This is a genomic window from Haloarcula sp. CGMCC 1.2071 (assembly GCF_037078445.1).
GTDB classification, from domain to species: Archaea; Halobacteriota; Halobacteria; order Halobacteriales; family Haloarculaceae; genus Haloarcula; species Haloarcula amylolytica.
In genome coordinates, this window is the sequence record NZ_JAYMGY010000011.1 from 61,206 (window position 1) to 82,085 (window position 20,880).

General features: G+C 63.0%; 23 protein-coding genes and 2 pseudogenes. 10 read left to right on the top strand and 15 right to left on the bottom strand.

Features of this window, described 5'->3' with window-relative positions; genetic code table 11:
- Positions 1-43 precede the first annotated feature (43 nt).
- On the top strand, positions 44-514 hold the full coding sequence (locus tag VI234_RS16945; RefSeq protein WP_008308386.1) for a VOC family protein: 471 nt from the start codon (positions 44-46) through the stop codon (positions 512-514).
- 60 nt (positions 515-574) lie between these two features.
- Here VI234_RS16945 and VI234_RS16950 read toward each other — a convergent pair whose 3' ends face one another.
- Positions 575-901, bottom strand: a complete 327-nt coding sequence (locus VI234_RS16950; protein ID WP_008308384.1) for an EthD domain-containing protein — start codon at positions 899-901, stop codon at positions 575-577.
- 112 nt (positions 902-1,013) lie between these two features.
- Here VI234_RS16950 and VI234_RS16955 point away from each other — a divergent pair, with 112 nt between their 5' ends.
- Positions 1,014-1,784 (top strand): IclR family transcriptional regulator, encoded by a 771-nt coding sequence (locus VI234_RS16955; protein ID WP_008308382.1) that lies wholly within the window; start codon positions 1,014-1,016, stop codon positions 1,782-1,784.
- 105 nt (positions 1,785-1,889) lie between these two features.
- Here the strand turns inward: VI234_RS16955 and VI234_RS16960 are convergent, their stop codons facing one another.
- Together VI234_RS16960 and VI234_RS16965 are read right to left on the bottom strand one after the other, a co-directional pair.
- Positions 1,890-2,702 (bottom strand): enoyl-CoA hydratase/isomerase family protein, encoded by an 813-nt coding sequence (locus VI234_RS16960; RefSeq protein WP_336330663.1) that lies wholly within the window; start codon positions 2,700-2,702, stop codon positions 1,890-1,892.
- A complete protein-coding gene (locus VI234_RS16965; RefSeq protein WP_008308379.1) occupies positions 2,699-3,583 on the bottom strand; it encodes a 3-hydroxyacyl-CoA dehydrogenase family protein in 885 nt (294 codons plus the stop codon). Before VI234_RS16965 ends, VI234_RS16960 begins: the two co-directional genes overlap by 4 nt.
- 99 nt (positions 3,584-3,682) lie before the next feature.
- Here VI234_RS16965 and VI234_RS16970 point away from each other — a divergent pair, with 99 nt between their 5' ends.
- On the top strand, positions 3,683-4,825 hold the full coding sequence (locus VI234_RS16970) for a thiolase family protein (RefSeq protein WP_336330664.1): 1,143 nt from the start codon (positions 3,683-3,685) through the stop codon (positions 4,823-4,825).
- A 9-nt stretch (positions 4,826-4,834) separates the two neighbouring features.
- Here the strand turns inward: VI234_RS16970 and VI234_RS16975 are convergent, their stop codons facing one another.
- Positions 4,835-6,271: a zinc ribbon domain-containing protein gene (locus VI234_RS16975; RefSeq protein WP_336330665.1), complete on the bottom strand. Its 1,437-nt coding sequence runs from the start codon at positions 6,269-6,271 to the stop codon at positions 4,835-4,837.
- A complete protein-coding gene (locus VI234_RS16980) occupies positions 6,268-7,440 on the bottom strand; it encodes a thiolase domain-containing protein (protein ID WP_008308376.1) in 1,173 nt (390 codons plus the stop codon). The genes VI234_RS16975 and VI234_RS16980 overlap by 4 nt, the downstream gene beginning before the upstream one ends.
- Before the next feature lie 131 nt (positions 7,441-7,571).
- Between VI234_RS16980 and paaK the strand changes: the two genes are divergently transcribed.
- A complete protein-coding gene (gene paaK, locus VI234_RS16985) occupies positions 7,572-8,861 on the top strand; it encodes a phenylacetate--CoA ligase PaaK (protein ID WP_008308375.1) in 1,290 nt (429 codons plus the stop codon).
- A 3-nt stretch (positions 8,862-8,864) separates the two neighbouring features.
- On the opposite strand, the gene paaI is transcribed toward paaK, so the two are convergent.
- A complete protein-coding gene (gene paaI, locus VI234_RS16990) occupies positions 8,865-9,260 on the bottom strand; it encodes a hydroxyphenylacetyl-CoA thioesterase PaaI (RefSeq protein ID WP_008308374.1) in 396 nt (131 codons plus the stop codon).
- Between the two features lie 98 nt (positions 9,261-9,358).
- Between paaI and VI234_RS16995 the strand changes: the two genes are divergently transcribed.
- Together VI234_RS16995 and VI234_RS17000 are read left to right on the top strand one after the other, a co-directional pair.
- On the top strand, positions 9,359-9,817 hold the full coding sequence (locus VI234_RS16995; RefSeq protein WP_008308373.1) for a MaoC family dehydratase: 459 nt from the start codon (positions 9,359-9,361) through the stop codon (positions 9,815-9,817).
- Between the two features lie 146 nt (positions 9,818-9,963).
- The gene (locus VI234_RS17000; RefSeq protein ID WP_336330666.1) at positions 9,964-11,415 is read left to right on the top strand and encodes an aldehyde dehydrogenase family protein; all 1,452 of its coding nucleotides are present in this window, start codon (positions 9,964-9,966) and stop codon (positions 11,413-11,415) included.
- A gap of 100 nt (positions 11,416-11,515) precedes the next feature.
- Here VI234_RS17000 and paaE read toward each other — a convergent pair whose 3' ends face one another.
- From paaE to paaA, 6 genes and pseudogenes are all read right to left on the bottom strand, one after another.
- Positions 11,516-11,683 (bottom strand): 1,2-phenylacetyl-CoA epoxidase subunit PaaE, encoded by a 168-nt coding sequence (paaE, locus tag VI234_RS17005; RefSeq protein WP_004594293.1) that lies wholly within the window; start codon positions 11,681-11,683, stop codon positions 11,516-11,518.
- Entirely contained in the window at positions 11,680-12,114 is a 435-nt protein-coding gene (paaD, locus tag VI234_RS17010; RefSeq protein ID WP_336330667.1) for a 1,2-phenylacetyl-CoA epoxidase subunit PaaD, read from the bottom strand. The genes paaE and paaD overlap by 4 nt, the downstream gene beginning before the upstream one ends.
- Complete coding sequence (gene paaC, locus VI234_RS17015; RefSeq protein ID WP_336330668.1) at positions 12,107-12,940, bottom strand: 1,2-phenylacetyl-CoA epoxidase subunit PaaC; 834 nt, start codon at positions 12,938-12,940, stop codon at positions 12,107-12,109. The genes paaD and paaC overlap by 8 nt, the downstream gene beginning before the upstream one ends.
- Positions 12,940-13,239: pseudogene (locus VI234_RS21325) on the bottom strand (PacF protein); the annotation flags it as partial. The gene paaC and the pseudogene VI234_RS21325, both read right to left, overlap by 1 nt.
- 48 nt (positions 13,240-13,287) lie before the next feature.
- Positions 13,288-13,467, bottom strand: a pseudogene (locus tag VI234_RS21330) (PacF protein); the annotation flags it as partial.
- A 5-nt stretch (positions 13,468-13,472) separates the two neighbouring features.
- Positions 13,473-14,414, bottom strand: coding sequence for a 1,2-phenylacetyl-CoA epoxidase subunit PaaA (gene paaA / locus VI234_RS17025; RefSeq protein WP_008308357.1), 942 nt, complete (start codon positions 14,412-14,414; stop codon positions 13,473-13,475).
- Between the two features lie 106 nt (positions 14,415-14,520).
- Between paaA and VI234_RS17030 the strand changes: the two genes are divergently transcribed.
- The gene (locus VI234_RS17030; RefSeq protein WP_080504284.1) at positions 14,521-15,177 is read left to right on the top strand and encodes a helix-turn-helix domain-containing protein; all 657 of its coding nucleotides are present in this window, start codon (positions 14,521-14,523) and stop codon (positions 15,175-15,177) included.
- 25 nt (positions 15,178-15,202) lie between these two features.
- Entirely contained in the window at positions 15,203-15,964 is a 762-nt protein-coding gene (locus tag VI234_RS17035; RefSeq protein ID WP_336330670.1) for an enoyl-CoA hydratase/isomerase family protein, read from the top strand.
- Here the strand turns inward: VI234_RS17035 and VI234_RS17040 are convergent.
- Positions 15,961-16,836 (bottom strand): amidohydrolase family protein, encoded by an 876-nt coding sequence (locus tag VI234_RS17040; protein WP_336330671.1) that lies wholly within the window; start codon positions 16,834-16,836, stop codon positions 15,961-15,963. The genes VI234_RS17035 and VI234_RS17040 overlap by 4 nt on opposite strands.
- Before the next feature lie 217 nt (positions 16,837-17,053).
- Here VI234_RS17040 and VI234_RS17045 point away from each other — a divergent pair, with 217 nt between their 5' ends.
- Together VI234_RS17045 and VI234_RS17050 are read left to right on the top strand one after the other, a co-directional pair.
- Positions 17,054-17,887: an HpcH/HpaI aldolase/citrate lyase family protein gene (locus tag VI234_RS17045; protein ID WP_008308353.1), complete on the top strand. Its 834-nt coding sequence runs from the start codon at positions 17,054-17,056 to the stop codon at positions 17,885-17,887.
- Between the two features lie 42 nt (positions 17,888-17,929).
- Positions 17,930-18,652, top strand: a complete 723-nt coding sequence (locus tag VI234_RS17050) for a class I SAM-dependent methyltransferase (RefSeq protein WP_008308352.1) — start codon at positions 17,930-17,932, stop codon at positions 18,650-18,652.
- 41 nt (positions 18,653-18,693) lie between these two features.
- On the opposite strand, the gene VI234_RS17055 is transcribed toward VI234_RS17050, so the two are convergent.
- Positions 18,694-19,158, bottom strand: a complete 465-nt coding sequence (locus tag VI234_RS17055) for a MaoC family dehydratase (RefSeq protein ID WP_008308351.1) — start codon at positions 19,156-19,158, stop codon at positions 18,694-18,696.
- 3 nt (positions 19,159-19,161) lie between these two features.
- Positions 19,162-20,880 carry an acyl-CoA carboxylase subunit beta gene (locus tag VI234_RS17060; RefSeq protein WP_008308349.1) on the bottom strand — a complete coding sequence of 573 codons (1,719 nt, stop codon included), beginning with the start codon at positions 20,878-20,880 and terminating at the stop codon, positions 19,162-19,164.

A 20,880-nucleotide genomic window follows, 5' to 3' on the forward strand; every position in this document is an offset into this window, starting at 1 on the left:
TCCGACCCAAGCATATAATTGGGAGCCTGACGCAGTCCTCGCCATGTCTCAGGAGACGCCGATCCGTGTCGACCACATCGGAATCGCTGTCGAGGACATCAGTGACGCCGAACCGTTCCTGTTCGCACTCGGCTGTCGGAAACTCATCGAAGAGTCCGTCGAAGGGCGGTTTCGCTGGGCGCAGTACGATTTCGAACGGGACGCGTCACGGCTGGAACTCATCGCACCGGAGGCACCGGACACGTTCCTCACGTCGTATCTCGACGACCACGGCCCGGGACTCCACCACGTCACGCTGGAAGTGGCTGCTATCGACGCAGTGAAAGCGATACTGGAACGCAACGGCTACAGCGTCGTCGAGTACCGCGAGTATGAGGACTGGACCGAGGCGTTTGTGCCACCGTCGAACCCGACCGGGGCGCTCTTTCAATTGTTCGAGTATCACGACAGCTACGACGCTGAGCGGCCGCCCGCCGAGAAACTCTACGTCGATGGGAGCCGACTCGATGGCTGACATCTGCAACGGTTCGCTCTCGGGAAACGGAGTCGAGCGGGAACAGCAGGAGCGACGCTATCAGTCGTCTCTTTCGTCGAGCTGGACCGTTTCCTCGACAATAAGTCGGGGGCCGGCCTCCAGGTCGATAAACTCGGCCGCGTCGGCCTGGACCGTCTCGGCGAGGTCGGAATCAAACGCCTCGCTGAGTGCGTCCATGTCCTCGAAATAGAGCTCAAGCACGCCGTCGTACGCCGCACGCTCCGGGTCTGTCGGCACAGACGTCACGTAGCGTTGCAGTCCCGGCAGATCCTTCGCCAACTCCGAGTGGTCGCCCTGCCATCGGTCAGCGAACTCCTCGTGACTGTAGCCATCTCTCCGGACGAGCAGATCGACGATTTTCACCATGCGTTCCCCGTGTCGCCCCGGAGTGGCTTTTACTTACCGATCTGACAGTCCCGCCACCGATTCGAGATACTCGAACAAAACACTTGTAAGCCGGTTAGTCATGTGTGTACGTATGGCAATCCCGCCCGCTGTCAACAGGCCGGTCGGAACGATCGAGCGAGCGATCGAGATCATGGAGTATCTCAAGGAACACGACACGGCCACCGTGTCGGAGATGACGGCCCACCTCGACTGTGCGAAGAGTACAACGCACAGATACCTGAAGACGCTCGCGGCCAACAGTCTCCTCGTCGAGGACGACAACGAGTATCAGCTCGGTATCCGCTTTCTGGACTACGGCGAAGTGGCACGGAACAAATACCGGCTCTACGACGAGGCCAAGCCGAGAGTCGACGAACTCGCGGAGGAGACCGAGGAAAAGATCTGGTGTGCGGTCGAAGAACACGGCCGGAGCGTCCACATCTACGGCGCGCAGGGCAAACACTCGGTGCAGACGTACGCCCGGGTCGGCCATCGGAACTATCTCCACCAGCACGCCGCGGGGAAGGCCATACTCGCACACCTTCCGGATAGCCAGATCACGGAGACCATCGACAGGCATGGCCTGCCCGGCCGGACGCCACAGACGATCACCGACAGGGACGAACTCTGGGAGGAAATCGAGACGATACGTGACCGCGGCTACGCGTTCAACTTTCAGGAGTCTGTGGAGGGACTGCACGCGGTCGGGGCCCCCATTACGGACGAAAACGACGTTGCCATCGGGGCGATCAGTGTCTCCGGCCCGGCAAGCCGGCTTGAAGGCCCCATTCTCCGGGACGAACTGCCGACGCTGCTACTGGGCGTCGTCAACGAAATCGGGATAAACATGGCCCATCCGTGAGGCCACCAGCGTAGTTCTAGCGGGGCAACTGGCTGTTTTTGGACTGTTCTTCTCTGTGTGCGGTATCAGCCAAGCTGGGGACTTCGGTCTGGGAGCGGGGCGTGCTCACTCGCTGGTCCACTCCGGCTCTCTGTCTTCGAGGAACGCGTCGATCCCTTCGTCCTTGTCGCCAGTGGCGAACAGTTGCGCGAACAGTTCGGCTTCGTACTCGATGCCGGCTTCGAGGTCCATGCGGGAGCTTGCGCGGACGGATTTCTTCGCAAATTCGAGCGCCGCGGGGCTTTTCTCTGCAATGGATGACGCTAGATCGTAGACGCGCTCGTCGAAGGAGTCGTCGTCGTGGACCTCGTCGACGAGGCCGATGTCAGCGGCCTCCGTCGCGTCGATGAGTTCGCCGGTGAGGATCAGCCGCATCGCGTGGCCTTCCCCGACCAGACGCGGCAACCGCTGTGTCCCGCCACCGCCGGGCATGATGCCGAGGTTGATCTCCGGCTGGCCGAACTTCGCGTCCGTGTGCGCGATCCGGATGTCAGCCGCCTGAATCAGCTCACAGCCGCCGCCGAGCGCGTGCCCGTTGATGCGGGCGATGACCGGCATCGGGCACTCGTCGACGTACTCGTAGACCCGCGGTCGCTTGCTTGCGTCCCGTTGCTGGAGCATATCCCGCTCCCGGAGTTCCGTCACGTCGGCACCCGCAACGAATGCGCCGGTGTCTGCCGCGCCAGTCAACACGACAGCACGAACGTCACTGTCCGGAACTGCGTCGAATACCTGTTTGAACTCCGACCGCAACTGGGTGTTGAGCGCGTTTCGGGCCTCCGGACGGCGTAATTCGACGGTAGCGACGTTTTCGACGCGGTCGCCGACGCTCACCGAAACCGTTTCACAGTCCGCCGCGGCGTCAGCGAGGTCCGTCATGCGTCCCCCCAGTCGCCGCTGGTGCCGACGATGTCGCCGTCCTCCCAGACGTAGAACCCCTCGCCGGATTTCTTGCCGAGTTTGCCCGCGCGGACCTTCCGTTTCAGAATCTGTGGCGGGCGGAACCGTTCACCGAGTTCCGCACGCAGGTACTCGAGGATGTCGAGTCGGACGTCGAGACCGACGACGTCGCCGAGCTCAATCGGTCCCATCGGGTGATTGTAACCGAGCTCCATCGCGGTATCGATGTCCCCCGGTGTTGCAACGCCCTCCTGCACCATCCGCATCGCCTCGACGCCCAGCGAGACGCCGAGGCGGGAGGAAGCAAAGCCCGGTGCGTCGGCCACCTCGACCGGTGTCTTGTCGATCCCGTTCACGAACTTGCGGGCACGCGCGACCGTCTCGGCACTCGTCTGTTCCGCGACGACGATCTCGACGAGTGCCATGATGTGAACCGGGTTGAAGAAGTGAAGGCCGATGGCTCGGTCGGGATAGTCGAGGACGCTCGCTATCTCAGTCAGCGACAGCGAAGAGGTGTTTGACGCGATAAGCGTCGCCGGCTCGACGTGGGATTCGACCTCGGTGAGCGTCTCGTGTTTGATATCCATGTCTTCGGGGACTGCTTCCACAACGAGGTCTGCCCCGCTCACAGCCGCCTCCAGCGATGTCGTTCCGGTGAGGCGGTCCAAAGTTTCCTCGGCCGTGGATTCGGTCACTTTCTCCCGGGCGATACCCTCCTCCAGATTCGACTCGATGGCGGCCAGGCCGTCGTCGACGATATCCGCATCGATATCACGGAGAGAGACGTCGTGACCGGCCATTGCCGACACCTGAGCGATACCGTGGCCCATGGTACCGGCGCCTAGGATAGCTACGTGCATCGTTTCTCAGCACAGTAGCAAAGGATAAAAACGTTGCTTGCGTCTCGCCGCCGGTGTGGCCTGCATTTAATACGGCGGCCGCGATAGGAGTCGGTGAGGATGACTGCTTCCGACTCGCAAGCCGTTGTTGTCGACGCCGTACGAACGCCACAGGTACCGAAGGATGGCGCGCTGGCCGGGACACATCCCGAAGACCTCGTCACCACTGTGCTTGCCGCACTCGTTGACCGGACCGGGGTCCCGGCCGTCGAGTGGGACGACTTCCGGCTCGGGTGTGCAAACCAGGAGGCAGAGCAGGGGCGCAACCTCGCCCGGCAGTCGATACTCGCCGATGGGTTCCCCGAGACGGTGCCCGGGGCGACGACGACCCGCCTGTGTGGCTCGTCACTGACGACGCTCGTCGACGCCGCTCGCGCCATCGAGGCGGGCGACGGGGCGGTGTATCCGGTCGCTGGCGTCGAACACATGAGCACCGTGCCCTTCTCCGACTGGCTCCATCCCGCTATCGAACAGCGGTACGACCCCGACAGGCTACCCATGGGGCAGACGGCAGAAACCATCGCACGGACCCACGATATCGGCCGTACGGCCCAGGACGAATTCGCGTTGCGGTCACACGAGCGCGCGGTCGCCGCTATGAAAGGCGGGCGGTTCGACGCGGAGACCGTGCCAGTCCACACCGACGAGACAGCGGTAGAGAGCGACAAAACACCGCGAGCAGACACGTCAGTCGAGCAGTTGAGCGAACTCCCGACAGTGTTCCGTGACGACGAGGCAGCGACAGTCACGCCGGGGAACGCGTCACCGCTGACCGACGGCGCGGCCGGGATGCTCGTCACTTCGGCGGCGTACGCAGAACAGCACGACATGGATGTTCTCGGCCGGGTCAAGACACGGTCCGTCGCTGGTGTCGACCCGCTAGTCATGGGCCGGGGACCGATTCCGGCGACGCGTGCCGCACTGGACGACACTGGCCTGACAATCGACGATATCGACCTCGTGGAACTCAACGAAGCGTTCGCGGCCCAGAGCCTCCACTGTAAGCGCGAACTGGGGATTCCGACCGAACGGCTCAACGTCAACGGAGGGGCTATCGCGCTCGGGCATCCGCTTGGCTGTTCGGGGGCACGAATCACGACGACGTTGCTGCACGAGATGCGTCGGCGGGATGCGACTCACGGACTGGCGACGATGTGTGTCGGTTTCGGTCAGGGCGTCGCGGTCGTGTTCGAGCGTCCCTGATACTGGCGTCTATCGGCGCTGACTGGCGACCTGCGCTTTGAAGCCGTATCTGATGACGCCCTCCTGCGTGTAGATGCGCCGCGTCGTCAGCACGACAGGGGTGCCGATGGTGACCTCGTCCGTCGCTTGAAGTACCTGTGCGGGAACACTCACGGTCTGCTCGCCAGCTGGACCATCGAGCGCGACGATGGCGCTATCGAACTCGCCGCTACTGGACTGCTGCGCGACGAACTCCGGCGGTGCACCGCCCTGTTCGATAGTCGTTACTGCCGCAACCGTCCCTGTTCCGGGCAGTTCGACGGTCTCGAACTCGCCAGCGCGCTCGTGACAGTCGCTGCAGGCCCCGGTCGGCGGGAAGTTCAACGCGCCACACGCAGCACACCGGCCGGCGACGAGTCGGTGGCGTTGCGGAATCGTCCGCTGCCAGGACGGGACGCTGACGTAGGCCCCGCCGCCCTCGGGTTCGTCGCGCGTAATCTCGCCACGCCGCCTGAGGTACTCGGCGTAGGACAGGGAGACGCCGCTGTCCAGTGCGGTGTTGACCGGAACGGGACCAGTGGCGACGAACAGCGTCGCACTCGCACCGCTTCCGTACGCGGCGATCAGCACGCGTTCGGCGTCGTCTGCAAACGCTGTCGCCGCCCCGAGAAACGCACTTGCCGCACCGGTGTCCCCGAGCGTACTGACTGTGTCCGCGGCGGCGATAGTGTCGGCGTCGGCCCCGAGTGGCCCTGTCGCCCGGTAGGGGAGTTTGCCGTCCGGGGACTGGACCGCTGCCGCGTCGACTGTCTCTGTCGGCACGTCCAGTCTGTCGGCCGCACTGCCGAGCGTGGTCGTGAACGCCTCGCGGTCGTACTGCGTCACACCGAGGCCAGTCGTCCGGTCGTCCCCGCCCGTTCTGAACCGCGTTCCGGGGTAGGCCTCAGTGTGTGACGCCCGGTCAACGATGGTCCCGGGACCGTCCTCGTCGACGACGAGTGCGACACTCCCGGCACCGGCGGCGTGCTCAACGCCGCTGTCGGGGTCACCTCGTGGACAGTCACTGATAACGACGAGGCCGACGTCGTCCCCGAACGGCCCACCGTCCAGTGTCGCGTCCAATGCCTCCGCGCCGGAGTGCGTGGAGCCGGTCATCGTCTGCGTCTTGGCGTCGTCCGGGACGTTGAGAATACTGCAGAGCCTCGCTGTGAGGTCCTCTTCCGCCATCGGCGGTGTCGTCGTCGCCAAGGCCAGGTGTGCGACGTCCGTACCGGACGCGTCGGCCGCAGCTAGCGCGCGACGCGCGGCTTCGACACCCATCGTGACCGCGTCCTCGTCGGCGTCGGGGACCGCCTTCTCGTCGATCCCCGCTGCATCGAACCGACCCCAGGCGGCTTCGAACTCCGCGGCGTCGATCCGGAGGCGAGGCGCGTACGCACCGATAGCCGCGAGCCCCGACGCGGTCATCGTGCAGCCTCCCGTTCGAGGACATGGACAACGGCGCTCCCCCCGCTCCCACCCACGTTGTGAGTGAGCCCGTACTTCGGGGCCGCTAGCTGCCGGTCCCCGGCGCTACCGGTGAGTTGTTTGAACGCCTCGACAATCTGTCCGGCCCCGGTTGCGCCGATGGGGTGGCCCTTCGATTTCAGCCCGCCGGAGAGATTGACCGGCATGGCTCCGTCGGCTTCGGTCGTTCCCTGTTCAAGCAACTGTGGGGCCTCGCCGCGGTCACAGAAGCCGAGGTCTTCGTACGCAAGCAGCTCGGCGATCGTGAAGCAGTCGTGTACCTCGGCGAAGTCGAGGTCGTCGGGGCCGATCCCGGCACGATCATAGGCCGTGTCTGCAGCGGCTTCCGATGCAGAGACCGCGGTGTAGCTATCTCGCTGGAAGAGCCCGACCCGGTCGCTGGCTGCGCCGACTCCGGCGATTCGCACCGGGTCGTCAGTGTACTGCTCGACGACATCTTCACTGGCGACGAGAGCGACGGCTGCACCGTCAGAGGTCGGACAGCAGTGATAGAGGTTCAACGGGTCCGCGACGACCGGAGCGTCGACGGCGTCTTCGAGGGAGCACTCGAAGCCCAGGTGGGCCTTCGGGTTCTTTGCACCGTTCCGATGGTTCTTGACCGCCACCATCGAGAGGTGCTCCTCGCTGGCCCCGTACTCCCGCAGATACGCGCTTGCCATCTGTGCGTAGACGCCGGAGAACGTCGTCCCGGTCAGCCGTTCCCACTCTGTTTCGCCGGAAACGCCGAGCCAGTACTTCGTCACGTCGCTGCTCATGTCTGTCATGACTTCGACGCCGCCAGCCAGCGCCACGTCGGCCATCCCGCTTTTGACCGCCTGCACTGCCTGACGGACGGCGTAGCCAGACGCGGCACAGGCGTTTTCGACGCGCACGCTGGGGATTCCGTGCAGCCCGGCGTGTTCGGTTGCTGCCGGTCCCGAGAGACCGAGTTGTCGACCGCCCACGCCGAGTGAGCCGACGACCGCTTCGTCTATCGCATCCGTGTCGATACCGTGGTCGACACTGTCGAAGGCGTCGCTGACTGCGTGGTCGAACAGTGATCTGTAGCTCTCTTCGGGCATCGAGCCAAACGGCGTTTGCCCTGCGCCGATGAGATACGCGTCCCGCATACATGGAACTCTGAGGGTACTGAAAAATAGCTTTGCATCACTTGCCGACAGTCACACAGCAAGCACGACCGGCACTCGGAGTGGTCAATCCCAAACCATTTTATCACTATCATTCCACTCTATCATTGACGATGGTGTACAAGCAACTGGAGGCGGCTGACCGTACAGAGCTGCGTGCGTTGCAAACCGACCGGTTACAGGGGATTGTTACGCATGCCTACGAGAACGTCCCGTTTTACCGGGAGAAGCTCGACGAGGCGGGCGTCTCACCCGAAGACATCCAGAGTATCGACGACATCACGAAACTGCCGATGACGACGAAAGAGGATTTCCGCGACGAGTACCCCGACGGCCTGTTCGCCGTCGACGATGCGGACGTCGCCCGGATCCACGCGTCGTCCGGGACGACCGGGAAGCCGAAAATCGTCTCGTACACGGATGACGACCTCGACAGCTGGAGCGAAGTCGTTGCCCGTTCGCTGGCTGCGAGCGGGACCGGACCGGGCGACACCGTCCAGAACGCCTACGGATACGGGCTGTTCACCGGCGGATTGGGGCTTCACGACGGAGCCGAGGAGCTGGGGGCCACAGTTATCCCTATCGGGAGCGGCCAGACCCAGCGACAGGTCGAGTTGATGACCGACCTGGAGAGCGATGTGTTCACATGCACCCCATCGTATGCGCTGTACCTCGCCGAAACGGCCGAGGAAATGGGCCACGACCCAAGCGACCTGCCGATCTCGACGATTATCTTCGGAGCGGAACCGTGTACCGACCCGATGCGGGCGGAAATCGAAGAGCGACTGGGCGTCGACGGCATCGATGTTTACGGGCTCTCGGAGATCATCGGTCCCGGCGTCTCGTGTGAGTGCCACGAAGCGCAGGACGGGCTCCACATCTGGGAGGACCACTTCTACCCGGAAGTCATCGACCCACAGACGAAGGAGCCGGTCGAGGAAGGCGAGGAGGGTGAACTCGTTCTCACAACACTCACCAAAGAAGCGTTGCCGGTCTTCCGATACCGGACCGGGGATTTGACGACGCTGAACTACGACGAGTGTGCGTGTGGACGGACGATGGTACGGATGGACAACGTCACCGGTCGGACTGACGACCTCCTCATCGTCCGTGGCGTGAACCTCTATCCCAGTGAAATCGAACACGCTGTGCTGGACATCGACGGCGTCGCTCCGCACTACCGGATCGACCTCTACGAGGAGAACAACCTCGACGTTCTGGAACTCACCATCGAACGGACCGCGGAGCAAGGGCCGGGTAACGAAGCGCTGGAAGAGGAAATCATCGAACGGCTGGAGAACGTGCTCGCGTTCACCCCGGACGAACTCGAACTCGTTGCGCCCGGGAGCATCGACCGAACGCAGGTCGGCAAGGTAAAACGCGTCTACGACCACCGTGACTGACTGTCAGGGCCGGTAGACTCGTCCGCGAAACGTCGCGATACGCTCGCCATCCTGCGCAGTCACCGTTACCTCGTACTCTGCGGTGCTGTCCGCGAGATGCGTCTCCTCGGCGACCGCAGACAGCGTCTCACCGGTTTCTACGGCGTCTAAATACGAGATGTTCGTCTCCAGTGCGACCGCCGCCTCGCCGTGCGAGTTCGACGCCGCGGCGAAGGCTGCATCGGCGAGCGAGTAGACCGCACCGCCATGGGGCGTCCCATGAAAGTTCAGCAGGTCCTCAGTAATCGTCAGTTCAGTCTGGGCGTACCCCGAGTCGACTTCGACGACGTCGATGCCGAGGGTTTCGCAGTACGCGTCGGATTCGATGCGCTCTCTGACTTCGTCGGCGACGCCGGACATACGGCCTGTGGTTCTATCAGGAATAATAAATATATACCGGTCGCCGCTGCTGTCAGCGGAGCGTAAAAATATAAATGTCTGCTATCAGATGGGGAACTATGGCGTACAGCTACGAGCCACATCACTTCGAGGACTTCGAAGAGGGACAGGAGTTTATCAGTGTCGGCCGGACAGTCACCGAGTCCGATTTCGTCATGCACTCTGCGCTGTCGGGCGACTGGACGGAACTGCATACGAACAAGGAGTACGCGGAAGAACAGGAGTTCGGTGAGCGGATCGCACACGGGCCGATGACGTTCGTGCAGGCGACCGGCTTCGTCTACCGGACCGGTATCGTCGAGCGGACCGCGTTCGCGTTCCTCGGAATGAACTACATGGACCTCCCGAACCCGGTCCACATCGGCGACACACTCCAGTTGGAGATCGTCGTTGACAACACCAAGGAGGTCGGGCGCGACGACGCCGGGTTAGTCGTCCTCGACACTGAAATGGAAAACCAGGACGGGACCGTCGTCTTCAAGGGCGACATGAAGTTCCTCATCAAGAAACGAGAGTGAACCCAGTGGCGCGTTCGAATGCGGGGCATCGGTAGCGGCTGGTACCTCGATGTACGACTGGAAAGTCGGAGCCGGCGCACCCGCCAGCCAAACATGAATAATAAATAATAACAACTAAGACGCCGCGCTCGCCCTCTGTTATTGCAATGGAGTACACCGGCCCGACAGACCTGTATATCGGCGGCGAATGGCGAGAAGCGACCAACGGCGGCAGCATCGAGACGGAGGACCCGGCAACTGAACAGCCCTACGCGTCGGTACAGAAGGCCGAGGCGACTGATATCGACGATGCGGTACAGGCGGCACAGGCGGCCGTCGAAGGCGGCTCCGAGTGGGCGACGATGGACCCGGGGACGCGCCGGGCGAAACTCCACGCGATGGCCGACGCCATCGAGGAGATGAAAGACGAGCTCTCCATGGTTGAATCCCACGACAACGGGAAAACGCCGTTCGAAGCCGGGCTGGAAATCGACATGGTCACCGATACGTTCCGCCACTACGCCGGGTGGACGGACAAAATACGCGGCGACGAGATCCCCGTCGAGGACGGCCGGCTCAACTACACCGTCCGCGAGCCGGTCGGCGTGACCGCACACGTCGCGCCGTGGAACTATCCCTTCCAGCTCGCCGGCCGCGGCCTGGCACCGGCGCTGGCGGCGGGGAACAGCGTTATCCTCAAACCGTCCGCTATGACGCCGTTATCGGCGCTGTACTACGCGAAAGCTGCCGAGGAAGCGAGCCTTCCTGACGGCGTCGTCAACGTTGTTCCCGGGAAGGGCTCCGAGGCCGGCGACGCACTCACCGGACACGAGGGCGTCGATCACGTCACCTTCACCGGGAGTACAGGTGTCGGAAAGACGGTCCAGCGAAGTGCCGCCGACGCGGTCGCCGACGTGACACTCGAACTCGGCGGGAAGGGGCCGGCAGTCGTGTTCCCCGACGCGGACCTCGATGCCGCCGCCCGCGGCATCCAGTACGGAATCTTCATGAACGCCGGGCAGATGTGCTGGGCGAACTCGCGTATCGTCGTCCACGAGGACGTCTACGACGAGATGGTCTCTCGGATGGCTGAGATCGCAGAGAACATCCCGCTCGGCGGCGGCATCGACGACGACGGCCAGATGGGACCGGTCGTCAGTGCGGGCCGACAACAGGAGATTCTCGACTATATCGAGACCGGCAAAGAAGAGGGGGCGACTGTTGTGGCCGGCGGTGGCGTTCCTGCGGACAGAGACACCGGTCACTTCGTCGAGCCGACCGTCTTTGCCGACGTGGACAACGAGATGACGATTGCACAGGAGGAGATCTTCGGTCCCGTGCTCACCGCAATCGAAGTGAGCGACGAGGAAGAAGCGATTGCGGTCGCGAACGACTCACCGTTTGGCCTCACCGCCTGCGTCTGGACGAACGACCTGACTCGCGCGCACACCGTCACGGACAGACTTGACTACGGGATGGTGATGGTCAACGAGACGCCCAACACCTGGCCACAGACACCCTTCGGCGGCACGAAACAGAGCGGCCACGGCCGCGCACAGGGCGAGCAGGCCATCGAGAGCTACACAGAGGTCAAAAACGTCCACATCAACCTCGGCTGAAGCTCTCGCTGACGAGTCGTGATTAGGCTGCGGGCAACAGTCCCACCGCTCTGCCTCACGCTGTGAAACTCCGAAGGCAGAACTGGCGAGTAATAACGGCTTACTCGAACTTCTTGAACTGCTGCAGGCACTCGTTGCAGTAATGAATCGACTGGCACCGCGACGGCCCGCGTGGGTGTTTCCGCTCGGTGTCGGTCGAGCCACAGTACGGGCACTCCGCGCCCGTCTGTTCGCCGCTGGTCGTGACACTGGGGTCGGGTTCACTCATCCGTCGAAGCTCATCCCGAAGTCCCGCAGCGCTTCTTTGCCCTGTTCTGTGACCAGATCAATCGACCAGTCCGGGGCCCAGACCAGTCGGACCGACGCGGTCTCGATTCCGTCGACACTCTCGGCGGCTTCTTCGACCTCATTGAGGATGATCTCGCGCGCTGGACAGCCGCTGTAGGTGAGCGTCATGTCGACCGTGACAGCACCGTCGGACACGTCGAGCCCATATATGAGACCCAGATCGACGATGCTGACCGGCATCTCCGGGTCCTCGACCTGATACAGGGCCGCCCACACGTCGCGTTCAATGCCGTCGGCGTCTTCGCCCGTGGCCGGGACGTCGTCCGCTACGTGGTCTTTGGTCTCGTAGTCGGTATACGAACACGCGGTAGCATCAGCGTCCGCGCGTGGCCGGTCGTAGTCGCTACTCATCGTCGGCCGCCATTATCAGCGTCGCTTCGTCACGGCCCAGATTCCGGTAACTGGCCGTCATTTCTTCGTGCAGGTCGTGCCAGTGGTCGGTATGCTCGTTGTCCCGGCCTGCCGGCGTTGCGGGGGCAGCACCGGTCGGCACGGCGAACCCCAGTTCGGTCAGGAACGATTCGACGCGGGTCTCCCACTCGGTGCGCATCTCGTCGAGGGTCATCGTGCGGATGCCCAGCCGGTCGATGTCGGCCTCCACGTCGCCGACGGGTTCGAACAGCGTGAGGGCGTACGGATAGAGCTCGTCGATAGCCGCCTGGACGCGTTCGCTGGCCTCCTCGTCCAGCGCCATCCGGTCCAGCCAGCTCTCGGCGTGTTCGAGGTGATAGCCTTCCTCGCCCTGGATGCGACTCGTTCTGTTCCGGATAATCTCGTACGACGAGTCCTCGAGCGCGGAGAGGCGGATGTCTTCAGCGACGTCGTAGAGGTACGCTCTGACGATAGCATCGGCCCAGTCACCTTCCGCAAACGGTAGCTCGACGAGCGTACTGTGCTGGAAGTCGCTGGGGTCGCTCTCGTAAATGAGCGATTCCTCGGAGTAGCCGAGTTGCTGTACCGCATCGTACCACAGTCGTGCGTGGCCCAGCTCGTCCTGTGCGTTGTTGGAAATCGAGAGGTCCGATTCCAGTGTCGGCGCACGCACCTGCCAGAACGTGTAGCGTTCGGCCTGAACCAGCTCGTCGTCGGCGAGCCGGAGCAGCTGTGCCTCGACTGCGCGCTGTTCGTCCTCGGACAGGTCGGCTGGACCGCCGAGGTCGGATTCCGTTGTTGCCATTAGATCTCACCTCGCTGTTTCTCCGCTTCTATCTGCTCGGACTCGGAGGCTTCGACCTCCTCGGCAGCCGGATCGACGTTGTACGTCTGTGCGAACCGGTAGGACTTGTTGGTCGTCCCACCGAAGCTCACGTCGTCCTCGGTGACTTCGCCGATGTACTGGTGCTGTACGACCCAGAGACTGTTGGGGTCGTCGTCACTGAACGTTGCAATCGCCGCCTGTTCTGCGCCGGCGGTGCTGGGGGCTTCGACGTCACCGCAGTGCGTGTGATACCCGCCGGGCTGGTCCTGCCGGAAGACAGCCCACGGTTTCTCGGCGCTGTTTCCGACCTCGTCACGGCTCTCTGCGTCAGGATCGACCTGCGTGATTTTCTCTTGCGGGGCAACCCAGAGCGCGTGGGTTGGCTTCCGCCGCCCGTGCTGGATGACCGAGAACTGCTTCGCCATCTCTCGGTCGGGTGCGTGGACGTCCCGGCAGTGAGCGAAATCCGCGTCCGGACTCTGTTGTCGGAATACTTCCCAGATCATCGTTCTCAGTCCGCTGCCTGTGTCTGCGGGCCGCTGTTCGTGGTCGTCTGGTCGTCCATCATGTCACGGACCCACTGCACCGCTTCCTGGGCCTGCCGGCGACCGCTGATCTGTTCGATGCTGCCGTCGTATTCGTTCTGTGAGACAGTGAAGAACTCGTCCCAGTCGAGGTCGTCCTCGACGACCTCGTAGGTCCCGTCACCGTTGTCCCGGATGCGTGGCTCGTCGGGCATCTCCAGCCCGTATTTCTTGGCCTTCGGGATGTAGGTGTTGAGGAACGCGTTCCGAAGCTCGTCGTTCGTACACGTCTTCAGCCCGACTTCCGCGGCGAAGTCGTGGTGGGTGCTCTGGTCGTCGGTCGGGCCGAAGAACTGCAGGATTCGCGGCCACCACTCTTCGAAGGCCTCCTGAGTCATGCGCTGTTCCCTCCGGGAGCCGTTCATCAGTTCGCGGAGGATCGACTCACCGTGCTTGACGTGCATCCCCTCTTCGAAGCAGATCTTGTCCATCGCGTGGGCGTACGGCTCCCAACTGGACTTTTTCAGGGTCGCCTGGCGGCGCATCGCGGCCCCGTCGACGAAGAAGGCGATCATCGGCGTCTCGACGTAGCTCTCCATCGGGTAGTGGAAGCAGTTCAGGAACTTCCCGTCCCCGTTCGCCAGATCGTCGAGCATCTCTTCGCGGGTCTTGACACCGAGCGACTCCGCCGCTCGGTAGAGCATCTGGCCGTGGCCGATTTCGTCCTGCACCTTCGCGCTGAAGGCCATCTTTCGCTCGATGCTCGGGGCTTGTCTGATGAAGGGCCGTTCGAGGTACGCCCCCATAATCTCGCTGTTGGCGTGGAACTCGAGCATCCGCGTGGCTGCCTGCCGATACTCTTCGGGAAGGTCGTCTTTCGGGCTGAACTCCCGGGGTCCAGCGCGGGCTTTGACTTCGTCAACGTTCATATGTGTCCCATAAATCGTGAGGAATGTTCTTACTAATTTGCCCCTATATAGACGGGTTTTATAAGTATATCCGCACATATACGAGGCAATGATAGAGGAGTGTCTAATGGTCGAATTTCGCATCGAGGGCGATAACTGCCCATTGGCAGATGCGAGTAGTGCCACTGGCACGCCCATCGAGGCGGCCCCGCCCCTCCTCCGGGATGACCGTAACGTATTGTTGCGGTTCAGCGCGCAGGCGAGTGAGGAACTCGGGGACTACCTCGACGGCGACGACCGGATCCGCTATCTCTACCAGTCAGTTACCGAGGGTCGGTACAACTACCGGTGTCTGTCGCTCCAGCAGTGTGTCGTCCACAAACTCATCAGCGCGGGCTTCATGGTGGAATCGCTGACCTATCGGGACGGAAACGCGATTCTGACTGGCGCTGTAGTGGGCCACGAGATCCTCCAGACGGTCATGGAAACGGCCGGTGAAACCGTCGGCGTGAAGCTGCAGCGGGTGTACGCACTGCGTGCGAGAGAAGACGCGTCTATCGCCCAGCAGTGGGACCTGACCCCGGCACAGACGGAAAGTCTTCGGTACGCGGTCGAGATGGGCTACTTCGTCATCCCACGACAGACTACCGCTAGTGAAGTCGCCGCCGAACTCGGTATCAGTAAGTCCGCGTTCCTCGAACGACTCCACCGCGCACAGCACTCGCTGTTCACACAGCTGTTCGGCGGCATCGGCGAAGGCCGACCGGACGACGACCGGGAGTAAAGTACCCGCGCGTGTGAGTACGACCATGCGCGTTGAAGACGGCGCTGTTCGACGAATCGTATTCGACCGTCCCGATGTCAAAAACGCGATGACCGGGGCGGTCGCGACTGAGCTCGCTGCTGCGCTCGCTGACCTCGACCCGGCGACACACGATGCCGTGCTCCTCACCGGCGACGGCGACGCCTTCAGTGCCGGCGGGGATATCGAGGCGATGAGCGAGCGTGAGGAGTCCGCGACGGAAGCCTACGAGCGGGTCCGGACGACGCTGGGTCAGGTGGCCAGCAACATCCTCGAAGCGCCGGTGCCTGTCGTCGCGAAGGTCAACGGGGATGCGGTCGGTGCCGGGCTGTCGCTCGTGGCTGTCGCTGATTTCGCGTACGCCGCCCAGTCCGCCCGGTTCGGTGCGTCGTTCATCAGCGTCGGCCTCGTGCCGGATATGGGCGCAACCGCGATACTCCCCCGGCTCATCGGGCTCAGGAAGACCAAGGAACTCGCGTTCACCGGGAAACTGATCGACGCCGAGACCGCCGCCGAGATGGACCTGATCAACGAGGCTGTCGAGCAGCGTGACCTCGATGCGCGGATGGCCGACCTGCTCGAAACGCTTCGGGCACAACCGACGGCGAACCTCGGGCTGGCGAAGGAAGCGATCCACGACAACATCGGCCAGCCGTTACAGACCGGGCTGCGCCGAGAGGCACGCATCCAGTCACTGGCGTACGATACGCCGGCTCATTCGCGTGGCGTCGAGGCGTTTCTCGACGGGCGAACACCGGATTTCGATTAGCGGTCGAAAAACTCCTGCGCGTTTTCGAACAGGATCTTCCGCTGGACGTCCGTATCGAAGTCGGTGTCGCGAGCGAACGATTCGAGCCACGTTTCGGGGTCGATCATCGGGTAATCGGTGCCGAACATCACCTTGTCTTTGAGGACTGTCCCGGCGTAGTGAAGGACCTGATCGTCGATGTACTTCGGCACCCAGCCCGAGAGGTCCATGTACACGTTGCCCTTCTGCTGACAGATAGCCAACTGCTCTTTCTCCCACGGGAACGCGGGATGGGCGATGAGGATGTCGAGGTCCGGATGGGCGGCGGCCACGTCGTCGATGAGCATCGGGTTGCCGTACTTGACTTTCAGGCCTCGGCCACCGGCGCTACAGGCCCCGAGCGTCGAGTTGCCGCCGTGAAAGACGACGGGGACGCCGAGGTCTTCGATGGTACTCCACAGGTGGTCGTGGCGTTCGTCCGAGGGGTCAAAGCCCTGTGCGATCTGCTGGAACTTGAACCCGGAGAGGTCCAGATCCTCGACACACCGAATCGCCTCCTGCACGCAGTCGTCTTTCAGCGGGTCGACGCTTCCGAAGCCAACGAAGAAGTCGGGATGCTCGTCCCGGACCTCGGCGACGTAGTCGTTTGGGACGGGCGGGTTCCCGGTGTTCGTTTCCGCATCCCAGCCGAGCAGGACAGCGCCACCGACGCCCGCCTCGTGGTACTCCGCGAGCATCTCTTCGTAGTCCCACGTCTCCAGATCAGTGCCAAAGCGGTCGGCGGCGTCCTGCATCATTTCGCCGCCGGCGTCGTGGAGGAACTCGCTGGTCGGCTGATGCGCGTGCGTGTCGAACAGTTGCCTGTCGGCGACGCCGGGGAGGTCAGTTGTCACAGGGGGAGGTTTTACCCAATATCATAAAAAGCCATGCCCGTTTTCGCTGCGTAGAACATTCGCCGGAGCGAGTCGAGAACCGTGCTGAGGATACCAGCATCGAGAGGAGCCGATAGTGACGGCGACGGACGAACAGAGCGCCAGACGAAGGCTCACCCCGGGTATGGCCGGGCGTCAATCCCATACAATCTTACTACCGGGGAGTGAAGGCACAGCTATGGTTCGTCGCAGTGTTCTGTTCGCACCGGGTGACAACGCGGAGTTGATGCGGAAAGCGGCCGGTGGCGACGCTGATGTCGTCGTCTTCGACCTCGAAGATGCGGTCGCACCGGCCGATAAAGAGCAGGCACGTCAATCCGTTCAATCAGTACTCTCGGCTGTCAGTTCGGACAGCCACATCTGCGTTCGCATCAATCCAGTGGGGGTAAGCGCCACAGCCGACCTCGCTGCGATACTGACAGACGCCGGTCCCGACAGCGTGATGCTCCCCAAGGCCGGGTCCGCCGACGACATCGAAGCACTGGAACGGCTCCTCAGAGAACACGATACGGACCTCCCGGTGCTTGCGCTGGTCGAATCGGCCACCGGCGTCCTCAACGCGGCGGAGATCGCAGCCGCCGATTCCACCGATGCGCTCCTGTTCGGGGCCGAAGACCTCGCGGCCGACATCGGTGCGAGTCGCACCAGCGATGGACGGGAGGTGCTCTATGCACGCCAGCGGGTCGTCGTTGCGGCCAGCGCCGCGGGAATCGACGTAATCGACACGATCTACCCGGACTACGGCGATCTGGACGGCCTCCGCGAGGCAACTGAGTTCGCCGCACAACTCGGGTACGACGGGAAGATGGCGATCCACCCGGACCAGGTCGCGGTCATCAACGACGCGTTCACCCCCAGTGACGAGGATATCGCATGGGCCGAACGCGTCGTCACAGCCGACAACGAGACAGACGCCGGCGTTTTCGAGGTCGACGGGGAGATGATCGACGCACCGCTTATCGCACAGGCGGAGCGTGTCCTCGAACGCGCTCGCGAAGCCGGTCAGCGGTAGCCAACGGCAACACCTATCCGGGACCTGGCTGTGCTGTCGCGTATGAAAGACGTCGTCCGGCAGAACTTCGATGCCAGCGTCGACGCCTACACGACCTACGAGCGGCGGACCAATCGCTTCACGTCGCTCGCGCGACTACTCGCCGCCGAGATGGGCGCTCGTACTGACGGCGGCCTCGGGACAGTTCTCGATGCGGGCGCAGGAACAGGCGTGAGCACACGCGTATTCGCCGAGACAACAGCGGACACAATTGCCCTCGATATCAGCCGCGAGATGCTGAGCGAGATCGAGTCCACTGCTCGACTGCAGGCCGATTTCGACCATGTGCCACTCAAAGACCGGTCAGTCGACGGCGTCGCGTTTACCGCCTCGCTCTTTCTGGTCCCTGACCCGGCCGCCGCAGTGCGAGAAGCCGCCAGAATCCTCCACACAGACGGCGTGGTCGGCGCTGTCGCACCGCTGGGCTGGTTCCGGCCTGACGGCACGGACGTCTTCGAACAGTTCGAGCGCGAGTCACGCTCCCCGACTGATACACCGGCTATTCGGGACGCCCTCGCGGACGAGTTCTCGACGATTACGGGGACCTGGAATTTTTCGACGACTGCCGAAAACATCCGGCTGTTCCACGCGATTCCCGCGATGGCCGCACGGCTCTATCCGAAACTCGAAACGGAGGAGCGGGTTCGACAAGCTCGTGAACTCCTCGGCGCTCTCGACGGCACGTTCGAGCAACGATGGCGCTGGGTCGTCGGTGTGCCCGAATAGGTGACTTGAATCTGCGGTTCGTCCGTCGAGCGGTCACAGCGTCACTCGGCGTGGTCCCGTTTCAGCGACAGCACGGTGCGGTCGAACTCACAGACGAGGACGTCGTCCGAATCTGCGAGTTTGAACACCTCGACGTGCATCGTGACGACGCCGCGTTCGCCGTCGCTGGTCTCGCGTTTGTCGGTCACGGTCGACTGCACGCGAATCGTGTCGCCGTGGAACACCGGGTTCGGATGCTCGACGCTGTCGTAGGACAGGTTCGCGACGATGGTGCCGTCAGTCGTCTCTGGAATGGTCAGTCCGACAGCGACACTCATCGTGTAGAGTCCGTTGACCAGTCGTTCGCCGAACTCCGTCTCGGCCGCGAATTCAGCATCGAGATGGAGCGGCTGCTGGTTCATCGTCATATCGCAGAACTGCTGATTGTCGCGCTCGCTGACGGTACGGCGCTTCTCGTGTTCGATGGTCTCGCCGACCTCGAACTCCTCGTAGTAGCGTCCTGTCATAGCTCAGAGGATGGTCCCGTGTTTCTTGTCCGGGAGGTCTTTCTCGACGGTCTCGTAGAACGCAAACCGGTTTGTCAGTTCCGTTCTGAGGTCGCTCGGCGGGACGATGTCGTCGACGACGACCTCGCTAGCCATTCGATGAATGTCGATATCCTCGCGGTAGGCCTCGCGGAGTTCCTGCTCCTTTTGCTGTCGCTCGTCCTCGTCGTCGATCTCGGAGAGCTTGCGGGCGTACACGGCGTTGATGGCCGCTTCGGGACCCATGATCGCGATTTCCCCGCTCGGAAGGCCGATTGTCGATTCGGGGTCGTACGCGGGGCCGGACATCGCGTAGATGCCCGCGCCGTAGGCTTTCCTGACCACGACTGACTGCTTGGGCACTGTCGCCGAAGACGTGGCGTAGATCATTTTCTTGCCCTGTTCGAGGATGCCCTCCTTCTCGACGCCTGACCCGGCCATGAACCCCGGCGTATCACAGAGGTACAGTAGCGGGATGTTGTAGGCGTCACAGGTCCAGATGAACTGGGCGGCTTTCTCCGCCGCGTCCGGGAAGATGGCCCCGGCGCGCTGGGCTGGCTGATTGGCGATGACTCCGACCGGGCGGCCGTCTATCCGGGCGAACGACGTAATTATTTCTTTGCCGTACTCGGGCCGGAGTTCGAGCGTCGACCCGGCGTCGACGACCCGCTGGATCACGTCGAACATATCGTAGCCTTTGTTCGGCTTGTCCGGGACGACGGCGTCGATGCCCTCCGGCGAGCGCTTCGGGGCCGTCCCACTGGTCTGTGGTGGGTCTTCGTCGGCGTTGTCGGGCAGATAGCTGATGAGTTGGGCGACGAGTTCCCGGGCGTGTTCCTCGTCGTCGGCGATGAGGTCCGCACTCCCGGAATGCTGTGCGTGGACAGCAGGGCCTCCGAGGTCTTCGAGGCTGATCTCTTCGCCGGTGACCATTTCGACCATCCGGGGGCTGGCGATGGCCATTGCGCTCATGTCCCGAACCATGACGGTGAAGTCCGCGAACACCGGCGTGTACGCCGCACCGGCGATACAGGGTCCGTACAGCACACAGATCTGTGGGACCCGCCCCGAGAGCATCGAGTGGTTGTAGTAGAACTTCCCGATACCCTCGCGGTTGGCGAAAAAGCCCGTCTGCTGGTCGATACGGCCGCCCGAGGAGTCCATCAGGTACAGCACCGGACGCCCGGTTTTCAGCGCTCGCTGTTGCATCCGGAGGAACTTCTCGACGCCCTTTGCGGCCATGCTGCCGCGCTTGACCGTGTAATCGTTGGCCATGAAATGCAGGTCACGGCCCTCGAACTCCGCGGCCCCCGTGATGAGCCCGTCGGCGGGGAGCTGGTCGTCGGCGTCGAACTCCGCGAACGTCCCGTCCTCGAACAGGAACTCGTCACCGAACCACAGGTCGATACGGTCCCGGACGAACAGCTTGCCCTCTTCGGGCAGCTGCTTCTTGTACTTTTCCGGCCCGCCTTCGAGGATCTCAGCAATCTCCTTGCGCAGATTCTCCTCGCGTTCGGTCGGACCGAGGTCGTCGTCGACTGGGTCCGTGGCTTCGGCCCGTCCATTGCCGTCGTAGGTCGCGCTGCCGACCGCGTCGCCGCTGTCGACGACGAGGGTTACGTCGTCCTCGAAGTGTGTCGCCAGCGCCTCGGCAATGGCCTGTGCTTCCGATTCGGTCGCGTCGGCTGAAATTCTGACTTGCAT